The following is a 23,980-nucleotide window of genomic DNA, read 5'->3' on the forward strand; positions in this document are numbered from 1 at the left end:
ATCTACCCTCCAGCCGCTTTTTGCGAAAATGGCGGCTGGGGATAACCGGCTAATGGCGCCCACTTTCATTCCATGACTACGCAGATTCTGTTCATCCGGCACGGCGAGACCGACTGGAATCGCATCAAGCGCATTCAAGGTCACATCGACATTCCGCTCGCCACGACGGGGCTGGCTCAGGCGCAACGCCTTGCGCGCCGCATGGCCGACGAGGCGAAGCAGGGCGCTCGGCTCGACGCGATCTACTCGAGCGACCTGCAACGCGCGCAGCAAACCGCTCAGCCGATCGCCGACGCGCTCGGTTTGACGCTGCAGTTGCGCGAAGGTCTGCGCGAGCGTTCTTACGGCGCGTTCCAGGGCCATGACAGCGACGAGATCGCGCTGCGTTTTCCCGATGAATACGCGCACTGGCAAACTCGCGATGCGGGTTTCGCACCGCCGGAGGGCGAGTCGCAACGCGCGCTCTACCATCGCGTGCTGCACGCGATCGAACCGCTGGTCGCCGCGCATCCCGGCGGGCGGATTGCCTGTGTCGCGCATGGCGGCGTGCTCGATTGCGTGCGGCGCTTTGCCTGTGGTCTGCCGCTCGACGCGCCGCGTGATTACCCGCTGCTGAACACGAGCGTGAACGCGGTGGATTTCGACAATGGCAAGGCGACGATCGTGTCGTGGGCGGACGTCGCGCACCTCGACTCGCCGAGCGCGGACGATAGTTTCAAGAAGGTGCCGGAGGCGGCGCGTTGATTGGCGCGGTTCGGCTGGCCGGTGTGCGTTAGCGGGGCTGACTCAGGGCAGGGCGTTTGCTCGCGGTCCGCGTGGTCACGTAGCCGGCATTGGGCGCGGCATTTTGCGCGCGTGTTTCGCGTAACTGGCAATCGGCGCGGCGGATTGCACACATATTCCGCGCGGCTCCAGTCGCTGAAGATTGATAGGCCGCGTTGCGCGGGCTCTGTCACCGTCGCTCGCGTTATTCTGGCTCGCGTATCCCCGCCGCCACGCGACGGCGCGCGCGTTTCGATACGCCATTCACCAGCGCCCAACGGATCATCGGCGCGACCAGACGCACCCCCGGCCTTGCCAGCGCACGGCGAAGCGCCGCATAGCGCTCGAATCCCAACATCGCCTGCGCCCAATCGGGCAGCAGATCGACGCCGGCGTTGAACATCAGCACACCGGCTGGCCGCATCGAAACGCTAGGCGCGGGCGCATCCATCAGAACCTTCACGACTTCACGCGCGCGCTCGCTGGCTACGAGTTCAGGCCGCATCGCGGACAAGTAAGCGTCGATCTCGGCTCGCGAGCGCGGCACGTTCGACGCGCCGAGCATCTCGGCAATGCGCGCGGTTTCCGCGAAGTACTGATCCTGCGAGACAACTGGCAGCGACGGATTCACATAGCGCAAGTGCGCGGTCATGAAACTCGACACTTCGGCGACATGCACCCACCTCAGCAGCGCAGATTCGCTTGCGCGATACGGCCGGCCGTCAGGCGCGACGCCGCTCACGCCGAGATGGATGCGCTTGACACGCTCGACCAGCGCCAGCGCGTCGTGCCGGCTTCCGAACGTAGTACCGGCGATAAAAGTCGCGGTGCGTCGCAGGCGGCCAAGAATGTCGGTGCGAAACGTCGAATGGTCCCACACGCCGGCGAGCGCGAGCGGGTGCAACGCTTGCAGCAATAGCGCGCTGATGCCGCCCGTCATCATCGACGTGAAATCGGCGTGGACTTTCCAGCATACCGAGTCCGGCCCGAACAGGCCGGGGTCGCCCGGAGGGGACGAATAGTCGAGGGTAGGACCGCTGCCAGTTGTCAGATGCGTCACGCCGGCGGCCACTTTCGAGCGCAGCCTGCCGGTGAGAAGTTGCGAAACACCGCGGGATGAGTTGGGCTGCCTGGTTGGGTCGGACATCCTGATCCGGTTTCGTGGGACGTGACGTGTGTCGGCTCAGGTCGCGGCCGAATCCCACAGACCGGGCAGGCCGCTCGACGAATCCGGCGCGGCGAGGCCGAAATGCCGGTACGTAAGCAGTGTGGCGACCCGGCCGCGCGGCGTACGCTGCAGGAAGCCTTGCTGGATCAGATACGGCTCGAGCACGTCTTCAATCGTGTCGCGTTCTTCGCCGATAGCCGCAGCCAGATTGTCGACGCCGACCGGGCCGCCGTCGAACTTGTGCAGGATTGCTTCGAGCAGCTTGCGGTCCATCAGATCGAAGCCGACTGCATCCACGTCGAGCATCTTGAGCGCGGCGTCGGCCACTTGCGCGGTGATGTTGCCGTCGGCCTTTACTTCGGCGAAGTCACGCACGCGCCGCAGCAGGCGGTTCGCGATCCGCGGCGTGCCGCGCGCGCGCTTGGCGATCTCAAACGCGCCGTCCGGGTGGATCTGCGCATGGAGCAGCGACGCCGAACGCGTGACGATGCGCGCCAGTTCCTCAGCGTTATAAAACTCAAGCCGCGCCACGATGCCGAAGCGGTCGCGCAGCGGGTTGGTCAGCATGCCCGCGCGCGTGGTCGCGCCGACCAGCGTGAACGGCTGCAGGTCCAGCTTCACGCTGCGCGCGGCCGGCCCTTCGCCGATCATGATGTCGATCTGATAATCCTCCAGCGCTGGGTACAGAATTTCTTCGACGACCGGCGAGAGCCGGTGGATTTCGTCGATGAACAGCACGTCGTTCGCTTCGAGATTGGTGAGCAGTGCGGCGAGGTCGCCGGCGCGTTCGAGCACCGGTCCGGACGTTTGCCTCAGATTGACGCCCATTTCCCGCGCGATGATGTGCGCGAGCGTGGTTTTGCCGAGGCCCGGCGGCCCGAACAGCAAGACATGGTCGAGCGATTCAGAGCGGCGTTTGGCGGCCTCGATAAAGATTTCCAACTGGCCGCGCACTTTTTCCTGCCCGACATATTCTTCGAGCTGGCGCGGGCGCAACGCGCGTTCGAACGCTTCTTCGTTCGGCGAGACGGGCGTGGCCGCGATGATGCGCTCGGCGGCGAGTTTGTCGGTTTCGATCATGGGCTCATTGTACCGCGCGCCGCCCATTGCGAAACTCGGCCGAATGGCCAGGGTGCGCGGCACGCGGGCTTGTGAGAAGCTTTACCCATCGCGTGCATGTCGAACCCGAGGGTCGAGTGTCAGCCTTTTGACAGCGCCTTCAACGCGAGCTTGATGCCTTCGGAAACGCCGGTGCCGGCCGGCACGTTTTTGACGGCGGCCAGTGCTTCTTTTTCGGAGTAGCCCAATGCGAGCAGTGCGTTCAGGATATCGGAGGCGTGGTCGGATGCCGACGCCGCGCCCGCCATCGCGCCCAGGTCGGCGCCGATCTTGCCCTTCAGTTCGAGGAGCAGCCGCTCTGCCGTTTTCTTGCCGATGCCCGGCACACGCGTGAGACGCGCCGCGTCCTGCATCGTGACGGTCTGCGCGAGTTCGTGCACGCTCATGCCCGACAACACCGCCAGCGCCATGCGCGCGCCGATGCCGGAAATTTTCAGCAGTTCGCGGAAGGTCGAGCGTTCCTCGGCGGTGCCGAAGCCGTACAGCAGATGAGCGTCTTCGCGCACGATCATCTGCGTGAGCAACACGACGCGTTCGCCGGTGGAGGGCAGGTTGTAGAACGTGCTCATCGGCACATCGACTTCGTAACCGACGCCGTTGCAGTCGATGAGCAGATGCGGCGGGTTTTTTTCCAGCAGAACGCCGGCAATGCGACCGATCATGGCGAATTCAATCTCGAGAGAAAGGGCGAGTGTAGCGCAGCGCGTGAGCGCCGAGTGGTCTGCGAGTTATGCGTCATCGCGGTTGGCCCGCGCGAGGCCGACCCATAGACCGAGATCCCTTTTGGCGGGTTCTCATTCCACTCGCCCGGCTGAGCTGCAAATTGTTGGCGGGGCGTCGGCCGTCGTTGCTGCCGCAGTATCTGCTGGGGATGGTGTTGGCGGGATTGGCCCGCCGTCTTGTGCAGACGAGTCGAAATTGATCGGGGCGAGTGCGCGGTGTAAAGCCGTTGCGTACCATCTTGCGTGAGCCGTGAGCCGTGAGCCGTGAGCCGTGAGCCGTGAGCCGTGAGCCGTGAGCCGTGAGCCGTGAGCCGTGAGCCGTGAGCCGTGAGCCGTGAGCCGTGAGCCGTGAGCCGTGAGGCCACGCATGCGCGGTACGAAGGCGGCCAACGGGCCGCGTTCGCCGCACTATCCGACCAAACGTCCGCGCCTCACGCGCAGCCCCTTCTTCGCCAGCGAAGGCGCGATGCCGCCCAGCGTGCTCAGCGTCGTGCCGCCGTGCGCGTGGCAAATCGCCATCCCGAGCGCATCGGCGGCGTCCGTGCCGGGCACGCCGGAGAGATTGAGCAGGCGCACGACCATCTGTTGCATCTGTTCCTTGGTTGCGCGGCCGTAACCCACCACGGCCTGCTTCAATTGCAGGGCGGTGTATTCGGCGACCGGCACGCCGCCCGCAACCAGTCCGCAGATTGCCGCGCCGCGCGCCTGGCCGAGCAGCAAAGTAGATTGCGGGTTCACGTTGACGAACACTTTTTCAATCGCCGACTGATCCGGCGAATGCTGACGGATCAATGTGGAGATGCCTTCGAAGATGGTGCCGAGGCGCGACGGTAGATCGGCGTCGGCGGTTTTGATGACGCCGCTCGCGACATAGCTGAGCGTGTGGCCGGTTTGGTCGATCACGCCAAAACCGGTCACGCGCAGGCCGGGGTCGATGCCGAGAATTCTCATGAGGTGCCGCAGACGCGGTAAAAACCAGGTGCTTGCGATACTACAACACGCGCGCCACGCGGCGGTCGGCGCGTGGCGTTGTCAGCGGAATAAAAACTGCTGTGTGTGCTGCAAGGAGGTATCCGCACATGGAGCGCTATCGGAATCTTAGCGGCGACTCGGGCGTTGTGGCTTATGAAATCGGCGACGACTTCGTCGCGGTCCGCTTCAGGCCGGGCGTAGTGTATTGGTACACCGAGGCGAGCGTCGGCGCACGGCACGTCGCCGCGCTCAAGCGTCTCGCACGATGCGGGCAGGGGCTCAGCACATATATCAGCCAGCACGCGGACGTGAGCGGAGGCTACGCGAGAAAGGAACCGGACGACTGAGCGGTGCGTGAAGCGCGGGACAGACACCGCACAAGCGACACAAGCGACACAAGCGTGACACCAAAGAAAAACGGCCCAGCGGAAAAATCCCGCCAGGCCGTTTCTCTAAAGCTCAAAGCAGCAACCCGGTTTCACCACGAACCAGTCGCCGTCGCTTTACTCCGAATCAATGCCGGAAGTGACGCACGCCGGTCAGCACCATCGCGATGTTGTGCTCGTCCGCCGCGCTGACCACTTCGTCGTCGCGCATCGAGCCGCCCGGCTGGATCACGCAGGTTGCGCCCGCCGCAACCACCACGTCGAGGCCATCGCGGAACGGGAAGAACGCGTCCGACGCCACGGCCGAACCGGCCAGCGTCAAACCGGCGTTCTGCGCCTTGATGCTGGCGATGCGCGCCGAGTCCACGCGGCTCATCTGGCCCGCGCCGACGCCGAGCGTCATGCCGTTGCCGCAGAACACGATGGCGTTCGACTTCACGTACTTCGCCACGCGCCATGCGAACAGCAGATCGTTCATTTCCTTCGGCGTCGGATGACGCTTCGTGACCACGCGCAATTCGCGCGGCTGCACGTTCTTCGAGTCGAGCGATTGCACCAGCAGGCCGCCGCCCACGCGCTTCAGATCGAACGCGTTATGGCCTTCGCCCAGCGCGATTTCCAGCAGACGTACGTTCTGCTTCGCGGCGAACACCTGGCGCGCTTCGGCGCTGAACGACGGCGCGATCAGCACTTCGACGAACTGCTTGGCCACAGCTTGCGCCGCTGCCTCGTCCACTTCGCGGTTAAAGGCGATGATGCCGCCGAACGCCGAGGTCGGGTCGGTTTGGAACGCCTTGGCGTACGCTTCGTTGGCGTCCGCGCCGACTGCCACGCCGCACGGATTCGCGTGCTTGACGATCACGCAGGCCGGCACGTCGAAGGTCTTCACGCATTCCCACGCCGCGTCCGAATCCGCGATGTTGTTGTACGACAGTTCCTTGCCCTGCAACTGGTTGTAGTTCGCCAGTGCGCCGGCCGGCACCGACAGGTCACGGTAGAACGCCGCGCTCTGATGCGGGTTTTCGCCGTAGCGCAGGTCTTGCACCTTGTCGAAGGCCAGGTTGAACGTGGCCGGGTAAGCGTTGCGCGACGAATGTTGGAGCTCGTCGGTCAGGCTCGTCAGGTAGTTCGTGATCGCGCCGTCGTATTGCGCGGTGTGCGCGAACACCTTGGTGGCGAGGCGGAAATTCGTCTTGTACGACACGGCATTGCTGTTCGCGCGCATCTCGTCGAGCACGACCGCGTAGTCGGCCGGATCGACCACCACCGTGACGTCGCGATGGTTCTTCGCGGCCGAACGCAGCATGGTCGGCCCGCCAATGTCGATGTTCTCGATCGCGTCTTCCAGCGAGCATTCTTCTTTCGACACGGTCTGCACGAACGGGTACAGATTGACGACCAGCAGGTCGATGGTCGGAATGTCGTGCTTCTCAAGCGCTGCCATGTGTTCCGGCAGGTCGCGGCGCGCGAGAATGCCGCCGTGCACCTTCGGATGCAGCGTTTTCACGCGCCCGTCCAGCATTTCCGGGAAGCCCGTGTAGTCGGCGACTTCGGTGACGGAGAGACCCGCGTCCGCGAGCAGTTTCGCGGTGCCGCCGGTCGACAGGATCTTGACGCCGAGATCCGACAGCGATTTGGCGAAGTCGACGATGCCGGACTTGTCGGAAACGGAGATGAGCGCTTGCTTGATCATGATGAAGACGAAAAGCCGAAGGGAAACGTGGCAGGGCGCGAGAAACTACAACGAATTACAACGGGCTACAGCAAACCGTGCTGTTGCAGCTTCTTGCGCAGCGTATTGCGGTTGATGCCGAGATACTCGGCGGCCAGCGACTGATTGCCACCGGCCTGCTCGAGCACCACTTCGAGCAGAGGTTTTTCTACGCAGGAAATCACCATGTCGTAGACGTCGTGCGGATTGGAGCCGTCGAGATCCTGGAAATACATCCCCAGGCTGTCGCGGACAGATTGTTCGATATTGTTCTTGCTCATGCTGCCAGTCGGTCGGTTGGGCCCTCGCCCTGGTTGTCGAGCGTTTCGTCGACGTAGACGAGGCGGTCGGAGATCGCCTTTTGTGCGTCGAAGAACTCGTTGACGGCGAGGAGTTGTTCGCGCGTGGTGTCCAGCGTATTCATGCGATGCCGGAACACGTTGGCGCCAGAAAGGCCGCGAGTGTACCAGCCGATGTGCTTACGCGCTGTGCGGACACCGGTAAATTCGCCGTAGAAAGCGTAGTGGTCTTCCAGATGCTCGTTCATCACCTGCTGGATTTCGTCGATGCGCGGCGGCGGCAGCAACTCGCCCGTTTGCAGGAAATGCTCGATCTCGCGGAACAGCCACGGGCGCCCCTGCGCCGCGCGGCCGATCATGATGGCGTCGGCGCCGGTGGCGGCCAATACCTCGCGTGCTTTTTGCGGCGAGGTAATGTCGCCGTTGGCGACCACTGGAATGCGCACGGCCGCTTTCACCGCGGCGATGGTCTCGTATTCGGCGTCGCCGTGATACAGGTCGGCGCGCGTGCGACCGTGCACGGTCAGCATGGAAATGCCGGCCGCCTCAGCCAGACGCGCGACATTCAGCGCGTTCTTGTTCTCGCGATCCCAGCCCGTGCGGATCTTGAGCGTGACGGGCACCGCGTCGGGGCCGACGCCCACCGCGCTGACCACCGCCTCGACGATGCGCTGCACCAGCGGCTCGTTCTGCAGCAGAGCCGACCCTGCCGCCACGTTGCACACCTTCTTGGCCGGGCAGCCCATGTTGATGTCGATGATCTGCGCGCCGTTCGCCACGTTGTAGCGGGCGGCTTCGGCCATCATGGCCGGATCGGCGCCGGCGATCTGCACGGCGATCGGCTCGACCTCGCCCGCGTGGTTGGCGCGGCGCATGGTCTTCTCGCTCTTCCACAACTGCGCGTTCGAGGCGACCATCTCCGACACCGCATAGCCCGCGCCCAGCCGTTTGCACAATTGCCGGAACGGCCGGTCGGTCACGCCGGCCATGGGCGCGACGAACAGGTTATTACGCAGATTGTGGGAGCCGAGAGTGGGCATAACGTGAGACGCGGTGGACGCGCGCGCGGCCGATTGGTCAATTTCTGTCAATCGGAGCGTTCGCGAAATGCGAGAGAAAATCGCTATTTTAGCGTTAACGGATAGCCGGCACCCGACATGTGCCTCTTGTAACCCATTAAATCTTCTATGAAAGTGCGCCGATTCATAGAACCGGCGCGCTTCGCGCAGCACCTTCCGCGCGCAGCGAAAAGGCCGTGCGGCGCGAGCGGGCGGCGCGCCTAGCGGCGCTGTCCGAACATCATTTGCCGTGCCAGCGCGGTTTTCACCGGTGGCAGGAATTCGAGCGCGGTGAGGGCGAGACCGCGCATGATCGCGAGCGGCGCGAAGTCGACGGTGAAAAGGCGCGCGAGCGTGTCGGTGGCGCCGATCGTCATGCGGCGGTCGAGCGCGCGGCGTTGTGCGAAAGTGGCCAGCGCGAGCTGGGTCGGGCCTTCCGCCGACAAGGCGTCGGCGAGCGCGAGCGCGTCGCGCAGACCCAGGTTCAGCCCTTGGCCCGCGACCGGATGCAGCGTCTGCGCCGCGTTGCCGATCGCGACGACGTGGCCGTTCACCAGCGTTTCCACCGCGTTCAGCCCCAATGGGAACGAGGCGCGTCCCTTGATGTGCGTGAAGCGGCCCATGCGGTCGCCGAACGCGGCGCCGAGTTCGCGCAGGAAAGCTTCGTCGGAGAGTTGCGCGCGGCGCGCGGCTTCTTCGGGGGCGCAGCACCAGACGAGCGCGTAGTCGGCGCCGCGCACGCCGCCCATCGGCAGCAAGGCGATCGGACCTTGCGACGTGAAGCGCTCCCACGCCACGTGCGGTTGCGGTGCGGATACGGTCACCGTACCGACGAGCGCGGTCTGGCCGTAGTCGCGGGTGCCGGTTTCGGCGACGCCTCTGCCAGCGCGCCGTGGCGCGCCGCCGTCCCGGCCGGTTCGCTGATCAGCGCTTTTCGCCGCGCTGTTGGCGGCTTGGCTCTCGGCATTGTCCTCGTCGGCGCCGTGGCCGACTTGCCTGTCCGCACTCGTTCTGGCGCCTTTGGCGGCGCGTTTGCCCGCGTCTTTACCCGACTTCTGATCGCCAAACAGACCGCCTTCGGCATTCACCAGAATGCGCGTGCGCAACCGACGCGTGACGCCCGCGGTTTCGATCGGCAGCGTGACGCCGTCGAGTTCCTGCGTCGGCGCCGCAGCGGAGGTCGAGCGGAACCAATGCACCGGGGTGGCGTGCACTGCCTCGGCGAGACCGTGCACGATCGAGCCGTAGCGCAGCACATAGCCGAGCGCCGGCAAACCGTGCTCGCCGTGATCGATCAGCGTGCGGCCGAAGTGGCCGCGCTGCGAGACGTGGATGCGCTGGATCGCGGTGGCGTCGGCGGGCCAGCGCAGCGGCTCCAGGATCATCCGGCTGCCGTGCGACACGGCGATGGCGCGCGGATCGGCGATCGAATCTTCCGGTTCGCGCGCGTCGACGAGCGCGATCTTCAGCGCCCGCGTCGCGCTGCGGCGCGCCAGCCAGCCGGCCAGCGCCAGCCCGACCGGACCGGCGCCGACGATCGTCACGTCGAAATCGAAGGGATGGCCGGCCGCGGCGGGCTTCAGGATCACCGTCGACTGGGAAACGTCGTTCATTGCGAATTACTTCCTTGTTTCGTGGGCCGCGCGGGCTTCCTGCATCAGCGCCTCGATCTCGTCGGCGGCGACCGGCACGTCGCGTGTCATCAGTTCGCAACCGGTCGGCGTGACGATGGCGTCGTCCTCGATGCGGATGCCGATGTTCCAGTAGCGCTCGGGCACGCCTTCGGTCGGCCGGATATACAGGCCGGGCTCGATGGTCAGCGTCATCGACGCCTGCAGCGTGCGCCACGGCAGCGCGCCCGCTTCGTCGCGCGGCGCGCCGCGTTCGCGGTAGTCGCCGACATCGTGCACGTCCATGCCGAGCCAATGGCCGGTGCGGTGCATATAGAAGGGCGCGTAGGCGCGTTCGGCGATCACGTCGGCGACCGAGGCGAACTTCGCGCGCTCGATGATGCCGGTGTCGAGCAAGCCCTGCGACAGCACGCGCACGGCGGCCTGGTGTGGGTCGTCGAAGGTGGCGCCGGCGCGGGTGGCGTCGATCGCTGCCTGCTGCGCGGCCAGCACGATGTCGTACAGCTCGCGCTGCGCCGGCGTGAAGCGGCCGCTCGCGGGGAAGGTGCGGGTGATGTCGGAGGCGTAGCCGTCAAGTTCGCAAGCCGCGTCGATCAGGATCAGGTCGCCGTCCTGGGCAATCGCGTTGCCAGCCGGATAATGCAGCACGCAGGCGTTCGCGCCCGCCGCGACGATCGACGTGTAAGCCGGCGCCTGCGCGCCGAACTTGCGGAACGTATAGAGCAGTTCGGCTTCGAGTTCGTACTCGCGCACGCCGGAGTGGCACGCGGCCATGGCGCGGCGATGCGCCTGCGCGGAAATCTGCCCGGCGCGCCGCATGATGGCGAGTTCGTGTTCGTCCTTGATGAGCCGCATCTCGTCGAGCAGCGGGACGAGATCGCGCGCGGCCGCCGGCGCGGCGACGCCGCCACGGCTCTGCGCCCGCACGGCGTCGAGCCAGCCGCGCACCCGTTCGTCCAGTTGCGCCGAGGCGCCGAGCGCGTAATGCAGCGACGGCTTGTCGGCGAGCAGACGCGGCAGTTGCGTATCGATTTCGCCGACGGCGAACGCGGCGTCGAAACCAAATGCCGCGCGCGCGCCTTCAGGGCCGAAGCGGAAACCTTCCCACGTTTCGCGCTCGACATTTTTCTCGCGGCAAAACAGGACCGAAGCCGGCTCGCCGGGCGCGGCGCTGGCGTCGAGCACCAGCAGCGCTTCCGGTTCGGTGAAACCGGTCAGGTAGTAGAAGTAGCTGTCGTGCCGGTAGGGATAATCGGCGTCCCGATTGCGCAACGCCTCCGGCGCGGTGGGGACGATGGCGACGCCGCCGCCCGCAGCCCGCAGCGCGGCGATTACGCGCTCACGGCGCGTGCGGTAGACGTCGATGGCGATGGTGGGTTCGGTCAGCTGGTTCATCGTGCGATTGTAGCGCCCATGCGCGGAGTTATTTTGCGCGGGATACTGGCGCAAGTGGCGGCGAACGCGCTCGCAACGCTGTTGCAATCCGTCGACAGCAAGTCCCGCGCGGCTCGCGAAGCGTCGGTGTGACGCTCGTGAACGCTCGTGAACGCCGCCAAGCACTTATACTTTCGCCGGATTCAAGAAAAGGCAGATGGTAATGATGAAACTCATCGGTTCGCTCTCCAGCCCCTTCGTGCGCAAAGCGCGGATCGTGCTGGCCGACAAGAAGATCGACTACGAACTGGTGCCTGAGAACGTCTGGGCGCCAGACACCCGCATTCACACCTTCAATCCGCTCGGCAAGGTGCCGTGCCTCGTGATGGAAGATGGCGAAGCGGTGTTCGACTCACGGGTGATCTGTGAATACGTGGATACGCTCTCGCCAGTCGGCAAGTTGATTCCCCAGTCGGGGCGCGAGCGCGTCGAGGTGCGCTGCTGGGAAGCGCTCGCCGACGGCGTGCTGGACGCGGCGGTGCTGATTCGCCTCGAAGGGACGCAGCGCGCGCCGGAGCAGCGCGTGGATGCGTGGGTGGCGCGCCAGCAGCGCAAGATCGACGAAGCCTTGATTGCGATGGGGCAGGGATTGGGCAGCAAGACGTGGTGCGCGGGCAATCGCTACACGCTCGCCGATATCGCGGTGGGTTGCGCATTGGGTTATCTGGATTTCCGCATGCCCGAATTGAACTGGCGCGAGCCGTATCCGAATCTGGATAAACATTTCCAGAAGCTCTCGCTGCGCCAGTCGTTCATTGATACGATGCCGGCCGCCTGAGCAGGCGGCTCATTCGGCGCCGCTTGGCGCTGTTCTGAATAAGCCTTGTCCGAAATGGTGGTCGGTTTGTAAAATAGTGTCATTAAGCTTCCGGAATCAAGAATTGAAGCTTGCGTTCGTGGTAAAAAATGCGCCTGCCCGTCAGGCGCATTTTTTTGTCTGTCGCGTGGCGCAAATGGGTTTATGCAGATTTATGCAATTCAAATTTCCGGCTTCTGTTGCCGGCGATATGAAACCTGTTGCGAACAGGCGGTGCATTAAAAGTGCGTCGCTGAAATCAATAACATCGCAGAGACTTCCACCATGAAATCGTATCGCTTTGCCATTGCCGCTTCCGCCTGCGCTTTATTTGCAGCGTGCTCGAACGTCGGCAACGTTGATCCGTCCGCGCTGATCAAGTCCGGCCAGATGGCCACCCAGGCCGCCACGCTGAGCGATGCCGACGTGCGTGCCTTGACCGACAAGTCGTGTGCGCAACTCGATAGCGAAAACAAGATTGCCGCCGCGAACAGCAAGTACCAGCAGCGCCTGAACAAGATTGCCGCGCAGTTGGGCGACAACATCAACGGCACGCCGGTGAACTACAAGGTGTACATGACCAAGGACGTCAACGCATGGGCCATGGCCAACGGCTGCGTGCGCGTCTACAGCGGTCTGATGGACATGATGAACGACAACGAAGTGCGCGGCGTGGTCGGCCATGAAATGGGCCACGTGGCGCTTGGCCACACGAAAAAGGCGATGCAGGTCGCGTATGCGACTTCGGCGGCGCGTTCGGTGGCGTCGTCGGCGGGTGGCGTGGCGGGCGCGCTGTCCGCTTCGCAACTCGGCGATTTTTCGGAGAAGCTGATTAACGCGCAATTCTCGCAAACGCAGGAAAGCGCAGCCGACGATTATTCGTTCGACTTGCAGAAAAAGAAGAATCTCGATCCGTCGGGATTGGTGACCGCATTCAACAAGCTCTCCGCATTGGATGGCGGTAAGTCGAGTATGTTGAGTTCGCATCCGGCGTCGCCGGCGCGTGCGCAGCATATTCAGCAGCGCATTGCTTCGAATCGGTAAAGTTTGATTTGGGCTAAAACGCGCGCTCGGGGTATTCCGCACGGCGCGCGTTTTTTATTTCCAGTGTTTTGTCTGGCGGCTTGATTCGCGCGCGCCGCTTTCACATAGGCGGTGCGCGCGACCGGTGTGATTTAATCGCGCGGCTTATTGCTTGCCGTTGCGGCGCCGCGTAATGCCCGGCCCGAACGCAAAGCCGAACGCCAGCAGCAGCAACGAAACCGCCAGTACGGTGTTGTTGCCGCTCGTGACATAAGGCGTGCTGCCGGCCGTGCCCTGCACGGTGACATCGAGCGAGCCGATCGTGTACGGCGTCAGGCGTCCGAGCACCTTGCCGTTCGCGTCGATCGCGGCCGTCATGCCGGTGTTGGTCGCGCGCAGCATCGGGCGGCCGGTTTCCAGCGAACGCATGCGCGCGATCTGCAGATGCTGGTCGAGCGCGATGGTGTCGCCGAACCAGGCCAGATTGGTGGAATTGACCAGCACGCCGGCGGGCGTATCGCTTTCGCGAATGGTCCGCGCAATCTCTTCGCCGAAAATGTCCTCGTAGCAGATGTCCACGGCGACCGGCTGGTTATGCACGATGAACGGCTTCTGCACCGGTGCGCCACGGAAAAAATCGCCGAGCGGAATGCTCATCAGGTTGACGAACCAGCGAAAGCCCCACGGCACGAATTCGCCGAACGGCACGAGGTGGTGCTTGTCGTAGCGATACACGTCGCGCGTGCCGGGCGTGACGCCGAACAGGCTGTTCGTATAGTCGATCACCCGGCCTTCCGGCGTGATCGTGCCGCCGATCGCGCCGAACAGGATCGCGCTGCCGGTCGAGTCCGAGAAGTTGCGCACCGCCGACGCGAACGGCGCCGGCAATTGCTGCGCGAGCACCGGAATGGCGGTTTCCGGCGTGACGATCAGATCGGCCGGCTTCGAGGTGATCATCTGCTGATACTGATCGATCGCGGCGCGCATGCCGGATTCCTCGAACTTCATTTCCTGTTTGACGTTGCCTTGCAACAGGCGCACGGTAAGCGGCGCGTTAGCCGGCACGGTCCATTGCACGAGCGGCAGCAGCAGGCCGGCGGCGATCAGCGCCAACGCGATGGCGCCCGGCACGACGACGCGCGCTGCGGCGGGTTTCGCGCCGTTTGTGTTAAGGCGGGTGTCGCCGTTGTTGCGAGGTTTGCGCGAGGACATGAGCGGCAGCAACGCCTGCACGATCAGTGCGGCGGCGAGCGCCAGCATCCAGCCGACGCCATACACACCCGCCACCGGCGCAAAGCCGGCGAACGGGCCGTCCACCTGGGCGTAACCGCTCGCAAGCCACGGAAAACCCGTGAACACCGTGCCGCGCAGCCATTCACCGATCGCCCACGCGCTCGCGAACGCCAGCGCGCCGTGCCAGGTCGGCGAGAAGGGCGTGTCGTCGACTGCTGCGCCATTGCGCGCGTGACCGGCGCAGAACGACCAGATGCCCGCCGCGAGCGCCGGATAAACGGCCAGATACAGCGAAAACAGCACGACCGCCGCGCCGGCGAGCGGCGCGGCCATGCCGCCGTAGAAATGCATGCTGACGTAGAGCCACCACACGCCGGTCACGAAATTGCCGAAGCCGAACGCGCCGCCCGTCAGCGCCGCGCTCTTCCAGCCGGTGCTGCGCGTGAGCCAGGCGAAGAAGAACACGAAGATGGCGAGCTCGAGCCAGCCGCCGTGCGGCGTCGGCGCGAACGAGAGCGTATTGGCCGCGCCGGCGGCCAGCGCGACGAGGTAGTGCCAGCGCGGCAGCGTGCGCCCGCGCGTTTGCTGGGCGGCAGAAGCGCTCACGCCGCGGCGCGAACGGGAAGTCATCGGGTCGGCCATCGTTGCGCGGTCGGCGTGAAAGGTTGAACAGCGGGTTGAAAAGCGTGTGGAGTAAGCGAAGCGGGAACCGGCCGCAACCGGATCAGGTCTGCACGTGCTGCGCTTCGCGCTCGCGCTGGCCGGCGAGCGGATCGCGGCGCACCAGCAGCATGTGAATCTGGCGGGCGTCGCCGCGCAGAATCTCGAAGATCAGATCGTCGAGGCGGACTTTTTCGCCGCGATGCGGCACCCGTCCGAAGTGATGCGTGACGAGTCCGCCGATCGTGTCGACTTCATCGTCCGAGTAGTGCGTGCCGAAGGCCTCGTTGAACTGTTCGATTTCGGTCAGCGCGCGCACGCGGAAACGTCCGTCCGGCGAGGCGATGATATTGCCGCTTTCCTCGTCGAAATCGTATTCGTCTTCGATGTCGCCGACGATCTGTTCCAGCACGTCTTCAATCGTGATCAGGCCGGCCACGCCGCCGTATTCGTCGACCACCACCGCGAGGTGATTGCGATTCACACGGAAGTCGTGCAGCAGCACGTTCAGGCGCTTCGATTCGGGGATGAACACGGCGGGGCGCAGCATGCCGCGCACATCGAACTCTTCTTCGGCGTAGTAGCGCAGCAGGTCTTTGGCCAGCAGCACGCCGATGATGTTGTCGCGGTTGCCCTCATAGACCGGATAGCGCGAGTGCGCTTTTTCCAGCACGTAAGGAATGAATTCGGCGGGATTGTCGGCGATGTTGATCGCGTCCATTTGCGCGCGCGGCACCATGATGTCGCGCGCGCTGAGTTCGGACACCTGGAATACGCCTTCGATCATCGACAGCGAGTCGGCGTCGATCAGGTTGCGCTCGTGGGCGTCCTGCAGAATTTCCAGAAGTTCGGCGCGCGAGTCGGGCTCAGGCGAGATGAAGTCGGTCAGACGCTCGAGAAGTGAGCGTTTTTCCTGCGGTTTGTCGGTTTGGCGTCGACTGGGATACGTGTCGTTCATGGTAGTGCGCCCGGCAAGACTGGGCGCGCTGTTGCAGAGCATTAAGGATACACCAGGCACATGGCAGGACCGTGTCCCGCCCGGCTGGGCGATGAGTGAAGCAGGGGTGAAGCGGCTCCGCCGCAAGGGCGGGCGTGGGTCAATCCTAACTGATTACGCGCGGAAAAGCGTTCCCAGGAAAAAAAGCGCTGCTCGTGGCGGTTATTTCTGGTCTGATTTTCGCGCTGCTTTCAGGTCTGCTTCGCGGCTTTCCTCGCGGCAGCGTTCGAGCAGCGCTTCGAGCGCGCGGTCGGGCATGCCGCTCTCACGCAGCGCATGCACCGTACGGCTGACGTAGTCGAGCGTCGTGCCGTAGCGCCCGGACGCGCAGCCGAACACGGTTTTGACGATGTCGTCGCGCAACTTGCCGGTGTAGCTCGGCACGTCGCGGCGCATTACGAAGGCGAGCGCATCGACGCGTCGGCCGTCGGCGAGCACGCACGGTAGCCACGCGGGACGATACGAACCCATTGCCATCTCGCGGCGCCAGAGCGCTTCGAGGTGTGGCATCGAGCCTTCGGCTGCGAGCCGGAACGCAATGCCGGTGCACGAGCCGCCGCGATCGAGCGCGAGCACGAGACCTGGCTGCTCGGGCGTGCCGCGGTTCACGCGCGACCACAGGTAGAGCCCACGGTGATAACCGTGGACTTTCGAGCGGGTGGCTTCGACGGTGGGCAGGCCGGGATTCCAGATCAGTGAACCATAGCCGAACAGCCAGAGATCGCTCTTGCGGTCCCAGTCGCGCAGCGTGCAGTCGAGCGACGCCCGCAGTTCCTCGTCTGTCAGGAGCCGCGATTCGCCGAGCGTCGGCGGATAGTCCGGGCAGGGCGTTCGGGTGTCGGCTTCGGGGGAAGAGGTGCTCACGATTGGGTTTTGCACGGATTGGACGTTGGCGACGCGTGGATGGTTATCGAAGCCGGCGCCTATTGGTAAGGATCGGGAAAGCCAAGCTTGCCGAGGATTTCCGTTTCGATCGCTTCCATTTCCTCGGCTTCCTCCTCGACTTCGTGGTCGTAGCCCTGGGCATGGAGCGTGCCGTGCACGAGCAGATGCGCGTAGTGCGCGATGAGCGGCTTGCCTTGCTCAACGGCTTCTCTCTCGACCACCGGGCAGCACAGGATCAGGTCGCCCGTTACCGGATCGTCTTCCGATTCGGCATAGGCGAAAGTCAGCACGTTGGTCGAATAATCCTTGCCGCGATAGGTGCGGTTCAGCGTGCGGCCTTCTTCGGCATCGACGAAACGCACCGTCAGTTCGCCGTCCGCGAAGAGCGCCGCCTTGATCCAGCCGGCCACGGTGGCGCGCGATAGCAGCGCCTTGTGTTCCGGCCAGGCCTTGGCGGCGGGGAATTGCAGATTCAACGTCAGTTTCGGGGTGCGGCTCATGCGGTTTCGGTTTGTTGCTTTGGTTGCGGCGGCCGGCGATCAGCGCGAATCCACCGGGCCGGCGGTTTTCTGCGAATGCGCATCGTACGCCTCCACAATTCGCGCGACCAGCGGATGCCGCACCACGTCGGCGCTGGTAAAGCGCGTGAGCGCAATGCCCCGCACGTCGGCCAGCACCTGTTGCGCTTCGATCAGCCCGCTCTTGTGGCCGCGCGGCAAGTCGACCTGGGTCGTGTCGCCGGTAACCACCGCCTTCGAGCCGAAGCCGATCCGCGTGAGGAACATCTTCATCTGTTCGGGCGTGGTGTTCTGCGCCTCGTCGAGGATGATGAACGCGTGGTTCAACGTGCGGCCGCGCATGTACGCAAGCGGCGCGATTTCGATCATCTGCCGCTCGAACATCTTGGCGGTCTTGTCGAAACCGAGCAGGTCGTACAGCGCGTCGTACAAAGGACGCAGGTACGGATCGACCTTTTGCGCCAGATCGCCCGGCAGGAAGCCGAGACGCTCGCCTGCTTCGACCGCCGGACGGGTCAGCACGATGCGCTTGACCTGATCGCGTTCGAGCGCATCCACTGCGCAAGCCACCGCGAGATAGGTCTTGCCGGTGCCGGCTGGACCGATGCCGAAGGTCACGTCGTGCGAAATGATCTGCTTCAGGTAGTCGCGCTGCGCCGGCGTGCGGCCGCGCAAATCCGCGCGCCGCGTGTACAGCTTCGGGCCGAGTTCTTCGAGATCGTCGTCGCCGGCGTCCGCGGGCTGGTCGAACGGATGATCCGGATTGCCGGGGAAACGCGCGTCGCCCGTTGCATCGCTGTGACCATTGCCGTTGCCGTTCGTGCGATGGCGCGCCGGGTGGCGCACTTCGACCAGCGCGAGCTGGATGTCGTCGACCGACAGCGGCTCGCGGGCATTGTTGTAGAAGTTCTCGAGCGCGGTGAGCGCGAGTTTCGCGCCGCGCCCGCGAATCGTGATGCGGTGGCCACGGCGTTGCAGCGTCACGTCGAGCGCCTGCTCGATCTGGCGCAGATTTTCGTCGAGCGGGCCGCAGAGGTTGGCGAGCCGCGCGTTGTCTTCGCGCGGTGCGGTGAATTCCAGATGCTGCTGAGTGGTCTTCAAGGCGGTGGTTCGATCCTGTCGGTTTCGATACGCTTAGTGGGTCGTGGCCGGGGCGTCGTCATGAACCAGCACGAGCTCGCCACGTAGCGAATGTGGGTACGCATGGACGATTTTCACGTCGACCATCTGGCCGATCAGCCTTGCGTGCGATGCCACCGGCGCTGGGAAATTCACCACGCGGTTGTTCTCGGTGCGGCCGGCGAGTTCATTCGGATCCTTGCGGGCCGGGCGCTCAACCAGAATACGCTCGATCTTGCCGACCATCGAATCGCTGATGCGCTGCACGTTTTCCTCGATGGTGGCCTGCAAATGTTGCAGACGCTTGAGCTTCACTTCACGCGGCGTGTCGTCGTGCAGATTCGCGGCGGGCGTGCCGGGGCGCGGACTGTAGATGAACGAGAAGCTGGTGTCGTACTTCATCTCGTGCACGAGCGCCATCATCTTGTCGAAGTCTTCTTCCGTCTCGCCGGGGAAGCCGACGATCATGTCCGTGGAGAGCGACAGATCGGGGCGGATCGCGCGCAGCTTGCGGATCACGGACTTGTATTCGAGCACCGTGTAGCCACGCTTCATCGCCATCAGGATACGGTCCGAGCCGTGCTGCACCGGCAGATGCAGGTGGCTGACGAGCTTCGGCACCTTCGCGTAGGTGTCGATCAGGCGCTGCGTGAATTCCTTCGGATGCGACGTGGTGTAGCGAATCCGTTCGATGCCCGGAATATCCGCGACGTATTCGATCAGCTGAGCGAAGTCGGCGATTTCCGTCGAACCCAGTGTGAGGCCGGCGCGATAGGCGTTCACGTTCTGGCCGAGCAGCGTGACTTCACGCACGCCCTGGTCGGCGAGGCCGGCAATTTCGGTCAGCACGTCGTCCAGCGGACGCGACACTTCTTCACCGCGCGTGTACGGCACGACGCAATAGCTGCAGTACTTGCTGCAGCCTTCCATGATCGACACGAACGCGCTCGGGCCGTCCACGCGAGCCGGCGGAAGGTGATCGAACTTTTCGATTTCCGGGAACGAGATGTCCACTTGCGCGCGGCCGCTTTCGCGGCGCTTGTCGATCATTTGCGGCAGGCGGTGCAGCGTTTGCGGACCGAACACCAGATCGACATACGGCGCGCGCGACACGATGGCCGCGCCTTCCTGGCTCGCCACGCAACCACCCACGCCGATGATCAGATTGGGATTCGCTTCCTTCAGCTCGCGCACGCGGCCGAGGTCGGAGAACACTTTTTCCTGCGCCTTTTCGCGCACCGAGCACGTGTTGAACAGAATGACGTCCGCGTCTTCCGGTGTGTCGGTCTTGACGAGTCCTTCAGCTGCGCCGAGTACGTCGACCATCTTGTCGGAGTCGTACTCGTTCATCTGGCAGCCAAAGGTCTTTACATAAACTTTCTTGGTCATCGAATTTCGCCGGTCGCAGTGGTTAACCTGGGGGCGTCGTTTAAGGGGTGAACAGGGCGAAACGTGCGAGCGGGCCGCGGAGCGGCGCTTCTGGCCACTGTGGGCAACTATCGGGGCACGTTTGCAGCGTAGCTCAATATTATAGCCCTTCGCGCGATGCGGTTTCCCCGGCCGCCTGGCCGCGCGGCCGCTCCGGCGGCAAGCCCAGCAGACCTTCCAGTTCGTCCGATACCTGCGCGAAACGCTCGCTCAGGAAATCCAGCAGCACGCGCACACGCGGCGCCATGAAGCGATTGCGATGGTAGAGCGCGTGCAGCGGCGCGTCCGGATAGCGCCATTCCGGCAGCAGGATTTTCAGGCCGTCGGCGCGCAGATCTGCTTCCACATCCCACATCGACTTGATCGCGATGCCGTAACCGCGCAGTGCCCATTCGCGGGCGACGGCGCCGTCGTTGGTCTCGCGGGCGGCTTCGAACGGCACGGTGTAGTGCTGCACCTCGTCGCCGCGCGTGAAGCGCCACTCGTTCGCCAGCCCGGAGGCGGTGGCGAGCACGATGCAGTCGAAATTCGCCAGATCGTGCGGATCCTTCGGCTCGCCCTTGCGCGCGATGTAGTCCGGCGACGCGCACAGCACGCGCCGGTTTGGCGCCAGCTTGCGGGCGACCAGCGAACTGTCCTGCGGCACGCCGAAGCGGATCGCCAGATCGATGTCCTCCTGCACCAGATTCGACAGCGAGTCCGACAGCGTGAGCGCGAAGGTGACTTCCGGATACAGCGCGTTGAATTCGTCGAGCCAGTGCATCAGCAGATTGCGGCCGAAATCCGAGGTCGCCGAGACCCGCACCTTGCCGCGCACGACGCCCTGGCCTGCTTGCAGGGCGGCTTCGGCGTCGTCGAGCGATTGCAGCGCCTGACGGCAGCAATTCAGGTACAGGCGGCCTTCGTCGGTGAGCCTGAGTTGGCGGGTGGTGCGCTCGAACAAGCGCGCTTTCAGGCCGGCTTCGAGTTTGGCAAGGCGCGCGCTGGCGGCGGCCGGCGTCAGGCCCATCTTGCGGCCCGCCGCCGACAGGCTGCCCTGCTGCGCCGCTTCGACGAAGAGGCGGATGTCACCGAGGTTGTCCATGGCGGATCTTTCAAATGAGATTTGAAAATGCTTCAAATGCTACGCCAATTATCAAATCGACGCGGAGCCATGACAATGCGCTCACGGAAAACCCTGATGCGGCCCACGCCATGCAACTCGACCACGCGACGATCGTCACCGCCGACCTCGATTCCGCCCGACATTTTTTCGTCGATGTCGCCGGGCTGACCGAGGGCTCGCGGCCGCCGTTTTCAATCGGCGGCTACTGGCTGTACGCGAACGGCCGCCCGCTGATCCATCTGATCGACGCGACGGTGCCCGCCGCGACGGGTCGGACGGCGCCGCGCATCGATCACATCGCGTTCCGGCTGGAGAGCGCCGCCGAATGGCAGGCGCTGCTCGGTCGCCTGCATGCGCACGGCGTCGACTATCAAACCGCCTACGTGCCGCAGATGGGGCCGCACGAGGCGCAGGCGCAACTGTTCGTGGCGCTCGCGCCGGGCGTCGTCGTCGAATTCGTGACGGCGCTGCATCACGCTCAACCTTAAATCCTGGAGAAGAAGAATGCCCATTCCACTATTGGCGCTGGCGATCAGCGCCTTCGCGATCGGCACGACCGAATTCGTCATCATGGGCCTGCTGCCCGAGGTCGCGCACGATCTGGCGGTGTCGATTCCGTCGGCGGGTTTGCTGGTGAGCGGCTACGCGCTCGGCGTCGCGGTCGGCGCGCCGCTGCTGGCGGTGGTGACCAGCAAGATGCCGCGCAAACTGGCGCTGCAGTTGCTGATGGGCGTGTTCATCGTCGGCAATACGCTGTGCGCGATCGCGTCCAGCTATTCCCTGCTGATGATCGCGCGCGTGGTGACGTCGTTCGCGCACGGTTCGTTCTTCGGCATCGGCGCCGTGGTGGCGGCTTCGCTCGTGCCGGCCGACAAGCGCGCCAGCGCGATTGCGCTCATGTTCACCGGCCTGACGCTGGCGAACGTGCTCGGCGTGCCGTTCGGCACCTTCGTCGGCCAGGAGTTCGGCTGGCGCGCGGCGTTCTGGATCGTCAGCGCGTTCGGCGTGCTCTCGCTCGCGGGCGTCACGGCGCTGGTGCCGAATCGTCATGACGCCGGCCCGGTCGGCCTCGGTCACGAAGTGCGCGTGTTGAAGGACCCGCAAGTCTGGACCGCGCTCGCGATGACGGTGCTCGGCTTCGGCGGCGTGTTCGTCGTGTTCACCTACATCGCGCCGATTCTGGAGCAGGTAAGCGGCTTCTCGCCGCGCGGCGTCACGCTGATTCTGGTGTTGTTCGGCGTGGGCCTGACGATCGGCAATACGGTCGGCGGCAAGCTGGCGGACCGTGCGTTGATGCCTTCGCTGATGGGCATTCTGGTCGCGCTCGCGGTCGTGATGGCGATCTTCGCGCGCACCAGCCATTCGCAGGTGGCCGCGGCGGTCACTATCTTCGCGTGGGGCATTGCTGCGTTCGCCACCGTGCCGCCGTTGCAGATGCGCGTGGTCGAGAAGGCGGCTGCGGCGCCGAATCTGGCTTCGACGTTGAACATCGGCGCGTTCAATGTCGGCAATGCGGGCGGCGCGTGGCTCGGCGGTCTGGTGATCAATCACGGCCATTCGCTCGATACCTTGCCGTGGGTGGCGGCCGCGGTCAGCGTGGCGGCGTTGTTGCTGACGTGGTTCGCGGCGCGTATGGATGCGCCGGCGGCGACGGTGGCGCAGGGGGCGTGAGGACGCATGGCCGTGAACCGGCCGCGCCTGCGCCCTTATGAAAAATTCGCACAAGCATTGCGGAAAACCTCCTCCGCAATGCTGATAACAGTGTGAAGATAACTTCGTTGGGCACGGCGGGGCGCGATGCTATCTTGCTTCCACTAACCGCTTGCCCGCCGTCTGGCGGCGCTCCTGGAGGCAATCATGCATTCCCCGCTTGCGCTGGTACGCGATCCCACGGCTGACACCGATGCGTTGCCGCGTGCCGCCGATCCCTTCGATGCACTCGAACATCTGGTCGGCGTGAATCTCGCCCGTTTGCGCGCCGAGCGGCAATTGTCGCTCGACGCTTTGGCCCGCGCGTCCGGCGTGTCGCGTGCGATGCTCGCGCAGATCGAGTCGGCGCGCAGCGTGCCGTCCATCAAGGTGCTGTGCAAAGTAGCCGCTGCGTTGAAAGTGTCGGTGGCCGCCTTTTTGCGGCGTCACGCGACCAACGGCTTCGAGCATTTGCCGGCGGAGCGCTCGTCGCGCGTCGTCAGTTCGAATGGACGTTATTCGGCCAGGCCGCTTTATCCCGACACCGAGCCGACCGCCGCCGAGTTTCACGAGCTGCGTATCGCGCCGTTGCATACCGAAGCCGGCACACGCCGCGCACCGGGCACGACGGTGAATCTGGTGGTGAGCGAAGGCACGCTGGAAGTCAGCGTGCACGATCAACGCCAGTTGCTCGCCACCGGCGACGCGATCGTGTTCGACGCCGACCAGCCGCATAGCCTGCGCAATCCCGGCGACACGGAAGCGCGCGCGTTTCGTGTGACGCTGAAGGCGGAGACGCCGCCGCGCTGGGACGTGCCCGCCCACCACGAGCCGGCGCGCGAGGCCGCACCGGTTTGATCTGCATCTTTTACGGACGGATGTGCCTGAAATCGGTGATTTCCGTCTGACCAGTAGGGTTGCGCTGCACGTGCGGCGCGACTGTTGTATGCTCTGCCAGCCGGTTGATCCGGCAATCAGTGCGTCTTCAGGGCGGGGTGAAATTCCCCACCGGCGGTATGCCGGCAGCGCGAAAGCGTGAGCCGGTGAGCCCGCGAGCGCCCGCGTCGTACGGCCTTCCGAACAGGAAAGGTCGACACGGGGTCAGCAGATCTGGTGAGAAGCCAGAGCCGACGGTCAGAGTCCGGATGGAAGAAGATGTGCAGATAGTCATGTTCGTTTCCGTGGCGCCGCTTGCAGGTTCGGGCGGTGCGCGAGCGTCGCTTTGCGCGGCGTTCAACGGCGCGTCTTTGTCTGTTTGCAATGCC

Annotated in this window: 23 protein-coding genes and 1 riboswitch; of the genes, 7 read left to right on the forward strand and 16 right to left on the reverse strand. The window is 64.6% G+C overall.

Going from position 1 to position 23,980, the window contains the following annotated elements; all coding sequences use genetic code 11:
• Positions 1 to 72: 72 nt before the first annotated feature.
• Positions 73 to 744, forward strand: coding sequence for a histidine phosphatase family protein (locus RI103_RS02950; RefSeq protein WP_310813940.1), 672 nt, complete (start codon positions 73 to 75; stop codon positions 742 to 744).
• Between the two features lie 223 nt (positions 745 to 967).
• On the opposite strand, the gene RI103_RS02955 is transcribed toward RI103_RS02950, so the two are convergent.
• The 4 genes from RI103_RS02955 to ruvC all read right to left on the reverse strand — a co-directional run bounded on the left by RI103_RS02955 (position 968) and on the right by ruvC (position 4,722).
• A complete protein-coding gene (locus tag RI103_RS02955) occupies positions 968 to 1,909 on the reverse strand; it encodes an oxygenase MpaB family protein (RefSeq protein ID WP_310813941.1) in 942 nt (313 codons plus the stop codon).
• 36 nt (positions 1,910 to 1,945) lie between these two features.
• Positions 1,946 to 3,010, reverse strand: coding sequence for a Holliday junction branch migration DNA helicase RuvB (ruvB, locus tag RI103_RS02960; RefSeq protein WP_106284022.1), 1,065 nt, complete (start codon positions 3,008 to 3,010; stop codon positions 1,946 to 1,948).
• A gap of 119 nt (positions 3,011 to 3,129) precedes the next feature.
• Positions 3,130 to 3,711, reverse strand: a complete 582-nt coding sequence (gene ruvA, locus RI103_RS02965) for a Holliday junction branch migration protein RuvA (protein WP_106284023.1) — start codon at positions 3,709 to 3,711, stop codon at positions 3,130 to 3,132.
• A gap of 468 nt (positions 3,712 to 4,179) precedes the next feature.
• Positions 4,180 to 4,722, reverse strand: coding sequence for a crossover junction endodeoxyribonuclease RuvC (gene ruvC, locus RI103_RS02970; RefSeq protein WP_063497310.1), 543 nt, complete (start codon positions 4,720 to 4,722; stop codon positions 4,180 to 4,182).
• Positions 4,723 to 4,850: 128 nt separating this feature from the next.
• Between ruvC and RI103_RS02975 the strand changes: the two genes are divergently transcribed.
• Positions 4,851 to 5,090 carry a hypothetical protein gene (locus RI103_RS02975; protein WP_310813942.1) on the forward strand — a complete coding sequence of 80 codons (240 nt, stop codon included), beginning with the start codon at positions 4,851 to 4,853 and terminating at the stop codon, positions 5,088 to 5,090.
• 166 nt (positions 5,091 to 5,256) lie between these two features.
• On the opposite strand, the gene purH is transcribed toward RI103_RS02975, so the two are convergent.
• The 5 genes from purH to RI103_RS03000 all read right to left on the reverse strand — a co-directional run bounded on the left by purH (position 5,257) and on the right by RI103_RS03000 (position 11,223).
• Positions 5,257 to 6,822, reverse strand: a complete 1,566-nt coding sequence (gene purH, locus RI103_RS02980; RefSeq protein WP_310813943.1) for a bifunctional phosphoribosylaminoimidazolecarboxamide formyltransferase/IMP cyclohydrolase — start codon at positions 6,820 to 6,822, stop codon at positions 5,257 to 5,259.
• 65 nt (positions 6,823 to 6,887) lie between these two features.
• Positions 6,888 to 7,121, reverse strand: coding sequence for a Fis family transcriptional regulator (locus RI103_RS02985; protein WP_007180440.1), 234 nt, complete (start codon positions 7,119 to 7,121; stop codon positions 6,888 to 6,890).
• Positions 7,118 to 8,179, reverse strand: coding sequence for a tRNA dihydrouridine synthase DusB (gene dusB, locus RI103_RS02990; protein ID WP_310813944.1), 1,062 nt, complete (start codon positions 8,177 to 8,179; stop codon positions 7,118 to 7,120). The genes RI103_RS02985 and dusB overlap by 4 nt, the downstream gene beginning before the upstream one ends.
• A gap of 239 nt (positions 8,180 to 8,418) precedes the next feature.
• A complete protein-coding gene (locus RI103_RS02995; protein WP_310813945.1) occupies positions 8,419 to 9,810 on the reverse strand; it encodes a UbiH/UbiF/VisC/COQ6 family ubiquinone biosynthesis hydroxylase in 1,392 nt (463 codons plus the stop codon).
• Positions 9,811 to 9,816: 6 nt separating this feature from the next.
• The gene (locus tag RI103_RS03000; RefSeq protein WP_310813946.1) at positions 9,817 to 11,223 is read right to left on the reverse strand and encodes an aminopeptidase P N-terminal domain-containing protein; all 1,407 of its coding nucleotides are present in this window, start codon (positions 11,221 to 11,223) and stop codon (positions 9,817 to 9,819) included.
• A gap of 202 nt (positions 11,224 to 11,425) precedes the next feature.
• Between RI103_RS03000 and RI103_RS03005 the strand changes: the two genes are divergently transcribed.
• Both RI103_RS03005 and RI103_RS03010 read left to right on the forward strand, forming a co-directional pair.
• Positions 11,426 to 12,040: a glutathione S-transferase C-terminal domain-containing protein gene (locus RI103_RS03005; RefSeq protein WP_310813947.1), complete on the forward strand. Its 615-nt coding sequence runs from the start codon at positions 11,426 to 11,428 to the stop codon at positions 12,038 to 12,040.
• A 303-nt stretch (positions 12,041 to 12,343) separates the two neighbouring features.
• On the forward strand, positions 12,344 to 13,102 hold the full coding sequence (locus tag RI103_RS03010; RefSeq protein WP_310813948.1) for a M48 family metallopeptidase: 759 nt from the start codon (positions 12,344 to 12,346) through the stop codon (positions 13,100 to 13,102).
• A 144-nt stretch (positions 13,103 to 13,246) separates the two neighbouring features.
• Here RI103_RS03010 and lnt read toward each other — a convergent pair whose 3' ends face one another.
• From lnt to RI103_RS03045, 7 genes are all read right to left on the reverse strand, one after another.
• Complete coding sequence (lnt, locus tag RI103_RS03015; RefSeq protein ID WP_310813949.1) at positions 13,247 to 14,956, reverse strand: apolipoprotein N-acyltransferase; 1,710 nt, start codon at positions 14,954 to 14,956, stop codon at positions 13,247 to 13,249.
• Positions 14,957 to 15,038: 82 nt separating this feature from the next.
• Positions 15,039 to 15,932, reverse strand: coding sequence for an HlyC/CorC family transporter (locus RI103_RS03020; RefSeq protein ID WP_091799238.1), 894 nt, complete (start codon positions 15,930 to 15,932; stop codon positions 15,039 to 15,041).
• A 201-nt stretch (positions 15,933 to 16,133) separates the two neighbouring features.
• Complete coding sequence (locus RI103_RS03025) at positions 16,134 to 16,835, reverse strand: gamma-glutamylcyclotransferase (protein ID WP_310813950.1); 702 nt, start codon at positions 16,833 to 16,835, stop codon at positions 16,134 to 16,136.
• Between the two features lie 59 nt (positions 16,836 to 16,894).
• On the reverse strand, positions 16,895 to 17,356 hold the full coding sequence (gene ybeY, locus RI103_RS03030) for an rRNA maturation RNase YbeY (protein WP_310813951.1): 462 nt from the start codon (positions 17,354 to 17,356) through the stop codon (positions 16,895 to 16,897).
• A gap of 39 nt (positions 17,357 to 17,395) precedes the next feature.
• On the reverse strand, positions 17,396 to 18,475 hold the full coding sequence (locus RI103_RS03035; protein ID WP_310813952.1) for a PhoH family protein: 1,080 nt from the start codon (positions 18,473 to 18,475) through the stop codon (positions 17,396 to 17,398).
• Between the two features lie 33 nt (positions 18,476 to 18,508).
• Entirely contained in the window at positions 18,509 to 19,882 is a 1,374-nt protein-coding gene (gene miaB / locus RI103_RS03040) for a tRNA (N6-isopentenyl adenosine(37)-C2)-methylthiotransferase MiaB (RefSeq protein WP_310813953.1), read from the reverse strand.
• A gap of 139 nt (positions 19,883 to 20,021) precedes the next feature.
• Positions 20,022 to 21,005, reverse strand: coding sequence for a LysR family transcriptional regulator (locus tag RI103_RS03045; RefSeq protein WP_310813954.1), 984 nt, complete (start codon positions 21,003 to 21,005; stop codon positions 20,022 to 20,024).
• A gap of 110 nt (positions 21,006 to 21,115) precedes the next feature.
• Here RI103_RS03045 and RI103_RS03050 point away from each other — a divergent pair, with 110 nt between their 5' ends.
• The 3 genes from RI103_RS03050 to RI103_RS03060 all read left to right on the forward strand — a co-directional run bounded on the left by RI103_RS03050 (position 21,116) and on the right by RI103_RS03060 (position 23,573).
• A complete protein-coding gene (locus RI103_RS03050; RefSeq protein ID WP_310813955.1) occupies positions 21,116 to 21,514 on the forward strand; it encodes a VOC family protein in 399 nt (132 codons plus the stop codon).
• A gap of 16 nt (positions 21,515 to 21,530) precedes the next feature.
• On the forward strand, positions 21,531 to 22,697 hold the full coding sequence (locus RI103_RS03055; RefSeq protein WP_310813956.1) for an MFS transporter: 1,167 nt from the start codon (positions 21,531 to 21,533) through the stop codon (positions 22,695 to 22,697).
• Positions 22,698 to 22,883: 186 nt separating this feature from the next.
• The gene (locus tag RI103_RS03060; RefSeq protein ID WP_310813957.1) at positions 22,884 to 23,573 is read left to right on the forward strand and encodes an XRE family transcriptional regulator; all 690 of its coding nucleotides are present in this window, start codon (positions 22,884 to 22,886) and stop codon (positions 23,571 to 23,573) included.
• A 119-nt stretch (positions 23,574 to 23,692) separates the two neighbouring features.
• Positions 23,693 to 23,876: riboswitch (FMN riboswitch) on the forward strand.
• The last annotated feature ends 104 nt before the right edge of the window (positions 23,877 to 23,980 follow it).

The sequence above is a fragment of the Paraburkholderia sp. FT54 genome (assembly GCF_031585635.1).
GTDB lineage: Bacteria > Pseudomonadota > Gammaproteobacteria > Burkholderiales > Burkholderiaceae > Paraburkholderia.

Coding starts and splice junctions, on each gene's coding strand:
- RI103_RS02950 (WP_310813940.1), top strand. CDS start 73: ATGACTACGCAGATTCTGTTCATCCGGCACGGCGAGACCGACTGGAAT.
- RI103_RS02955 (WP_310813941.1), bottom strand. CDS start 1,909: ATGTCCGACCCAACCAGGCAGCCCAACTCATCCCGCGGTGTTTCGCAA.
- ruvB (WP_106284022.1), bottom strand. CDS start 3,010: ATGATCGAAACCGACAAACTCGCCGCCGAGCGCATCATCGCGGCCACG.
- ruvA (WP_106284023.1), bottom strand. CDS start 3,711: ATGATCGGTCGCATTGCCGGCGTTCTGCTGGAAAAAAACCCGCCGCAT.
- ruvC (WP_063497310.1), bottom strand. CDS start 4,722: ATGAGAATTCTCGGCATCGACCCCGGCCTGCGCGTGACCGGTTTTGGC.
- RI103_RS02975 (WP_310813942.1), top strand. CDS start 4,851: ATGGAGCGCTATCGGAATCTTAGCGGCGACTCGGGCGTTGTGGCTTAT.
- purH (WP_310813943.1), bottom strand. CDS start 6,822: ATGATCAAGCAAGCGCTCATCTCCGTTTCCGACAAGTCCGGCATCGTC.
- RI103_RS02985 (WP_007180440.1), bottom strand. CDS start 7,121: ATGAGCAAGAACAATATCGAACAATCTGTCCGCGACAGCCTGGGGATG.
- dusB (WP_310813944.1), bottom strand. CDS start 8,179: ATGCCCACTCTCGGCTCCCACAATCTGCGTAATAACCTGTTCGTCGCG.
- RI103_RS02995 (WP_310813945.1), bottom strand. CDS start 9,810: ATGAACGACGTTTCCCAGTCGACGGTGATCCTGAAGCCCGCCGCGGCC.
- RI103_RS03000 (WP_310813946.1), bottom strand. CDS start 11,223: ATGAACCAGCTGACCGAACCCACCATCGCCATCGACGTCTACCGCACG.
- RI103_RS03005 (WP_310813947.1), top strand. CDS start 11,426: ATGATGAAACTCATCGGTTCGCTCTCCAGCCCCTTCGTGCGCAAAGCG.
- RI103_RS03010 (WP_310813948.1), top strand. CDS start 12,344: ATGAAATCGTATCGCTTTGCCATTGCCGCTTCCGCCTGCGCTTTATTT.
- lnt (WP_310813949.1), bottom strand. CDS start 14,956: ATGGCCGACCCGATGACTTCCCGTTCGCGCCGCGGCGTGAGCGCTTCT.
- RI103_RS03020 (WP_091799238.1), bottom strand. CDS start 15,932: ATGAACGACACGTATCCCAGTCGACGCCAAACCGACAAACCGCAGGAA.
- ybeY (WP_310813951.1), bottom strand. CDS start 17,356: ATGAGCCGCACCCCGAAACTGACGTTGAATCTGCAATTCCCCGCCGCC.
- miaB (WP_310813953.1), bottom strand. CDS start 19,882: ATGACCAAGAAAGTTTATGTAAAGACCTTTGGCTGCCAGATGAACGAG.
- RI103_RS03045 (WP_310813954.1), bottom strand. CDS start 21,005: ATGGACAACCTCGGTGACATCCGCCTCTTCGTCGAAGCGGCGCAGCAG.
- RI103_RS03050 (WP_310813955.1), top strand. CDS start 21,116: ATGCAACTCGACCACGCGACGATCGTCACCGCCGACCTCGATTCCGCC.
- RI103_RS03055 (WP_310813956.1), top strand. CDS start 21,531: ATGCCCATTCCACTATTGGCGCTGGCGATCAGCGCCTTCGCGATCGGC.
- RI103_RS03060 (WP_310813957.1), top strand. CDS start 22,884: ATGCATTCCCCGCTTGCGCTGGTACGCGATCCCACGGCTGACACCGAT.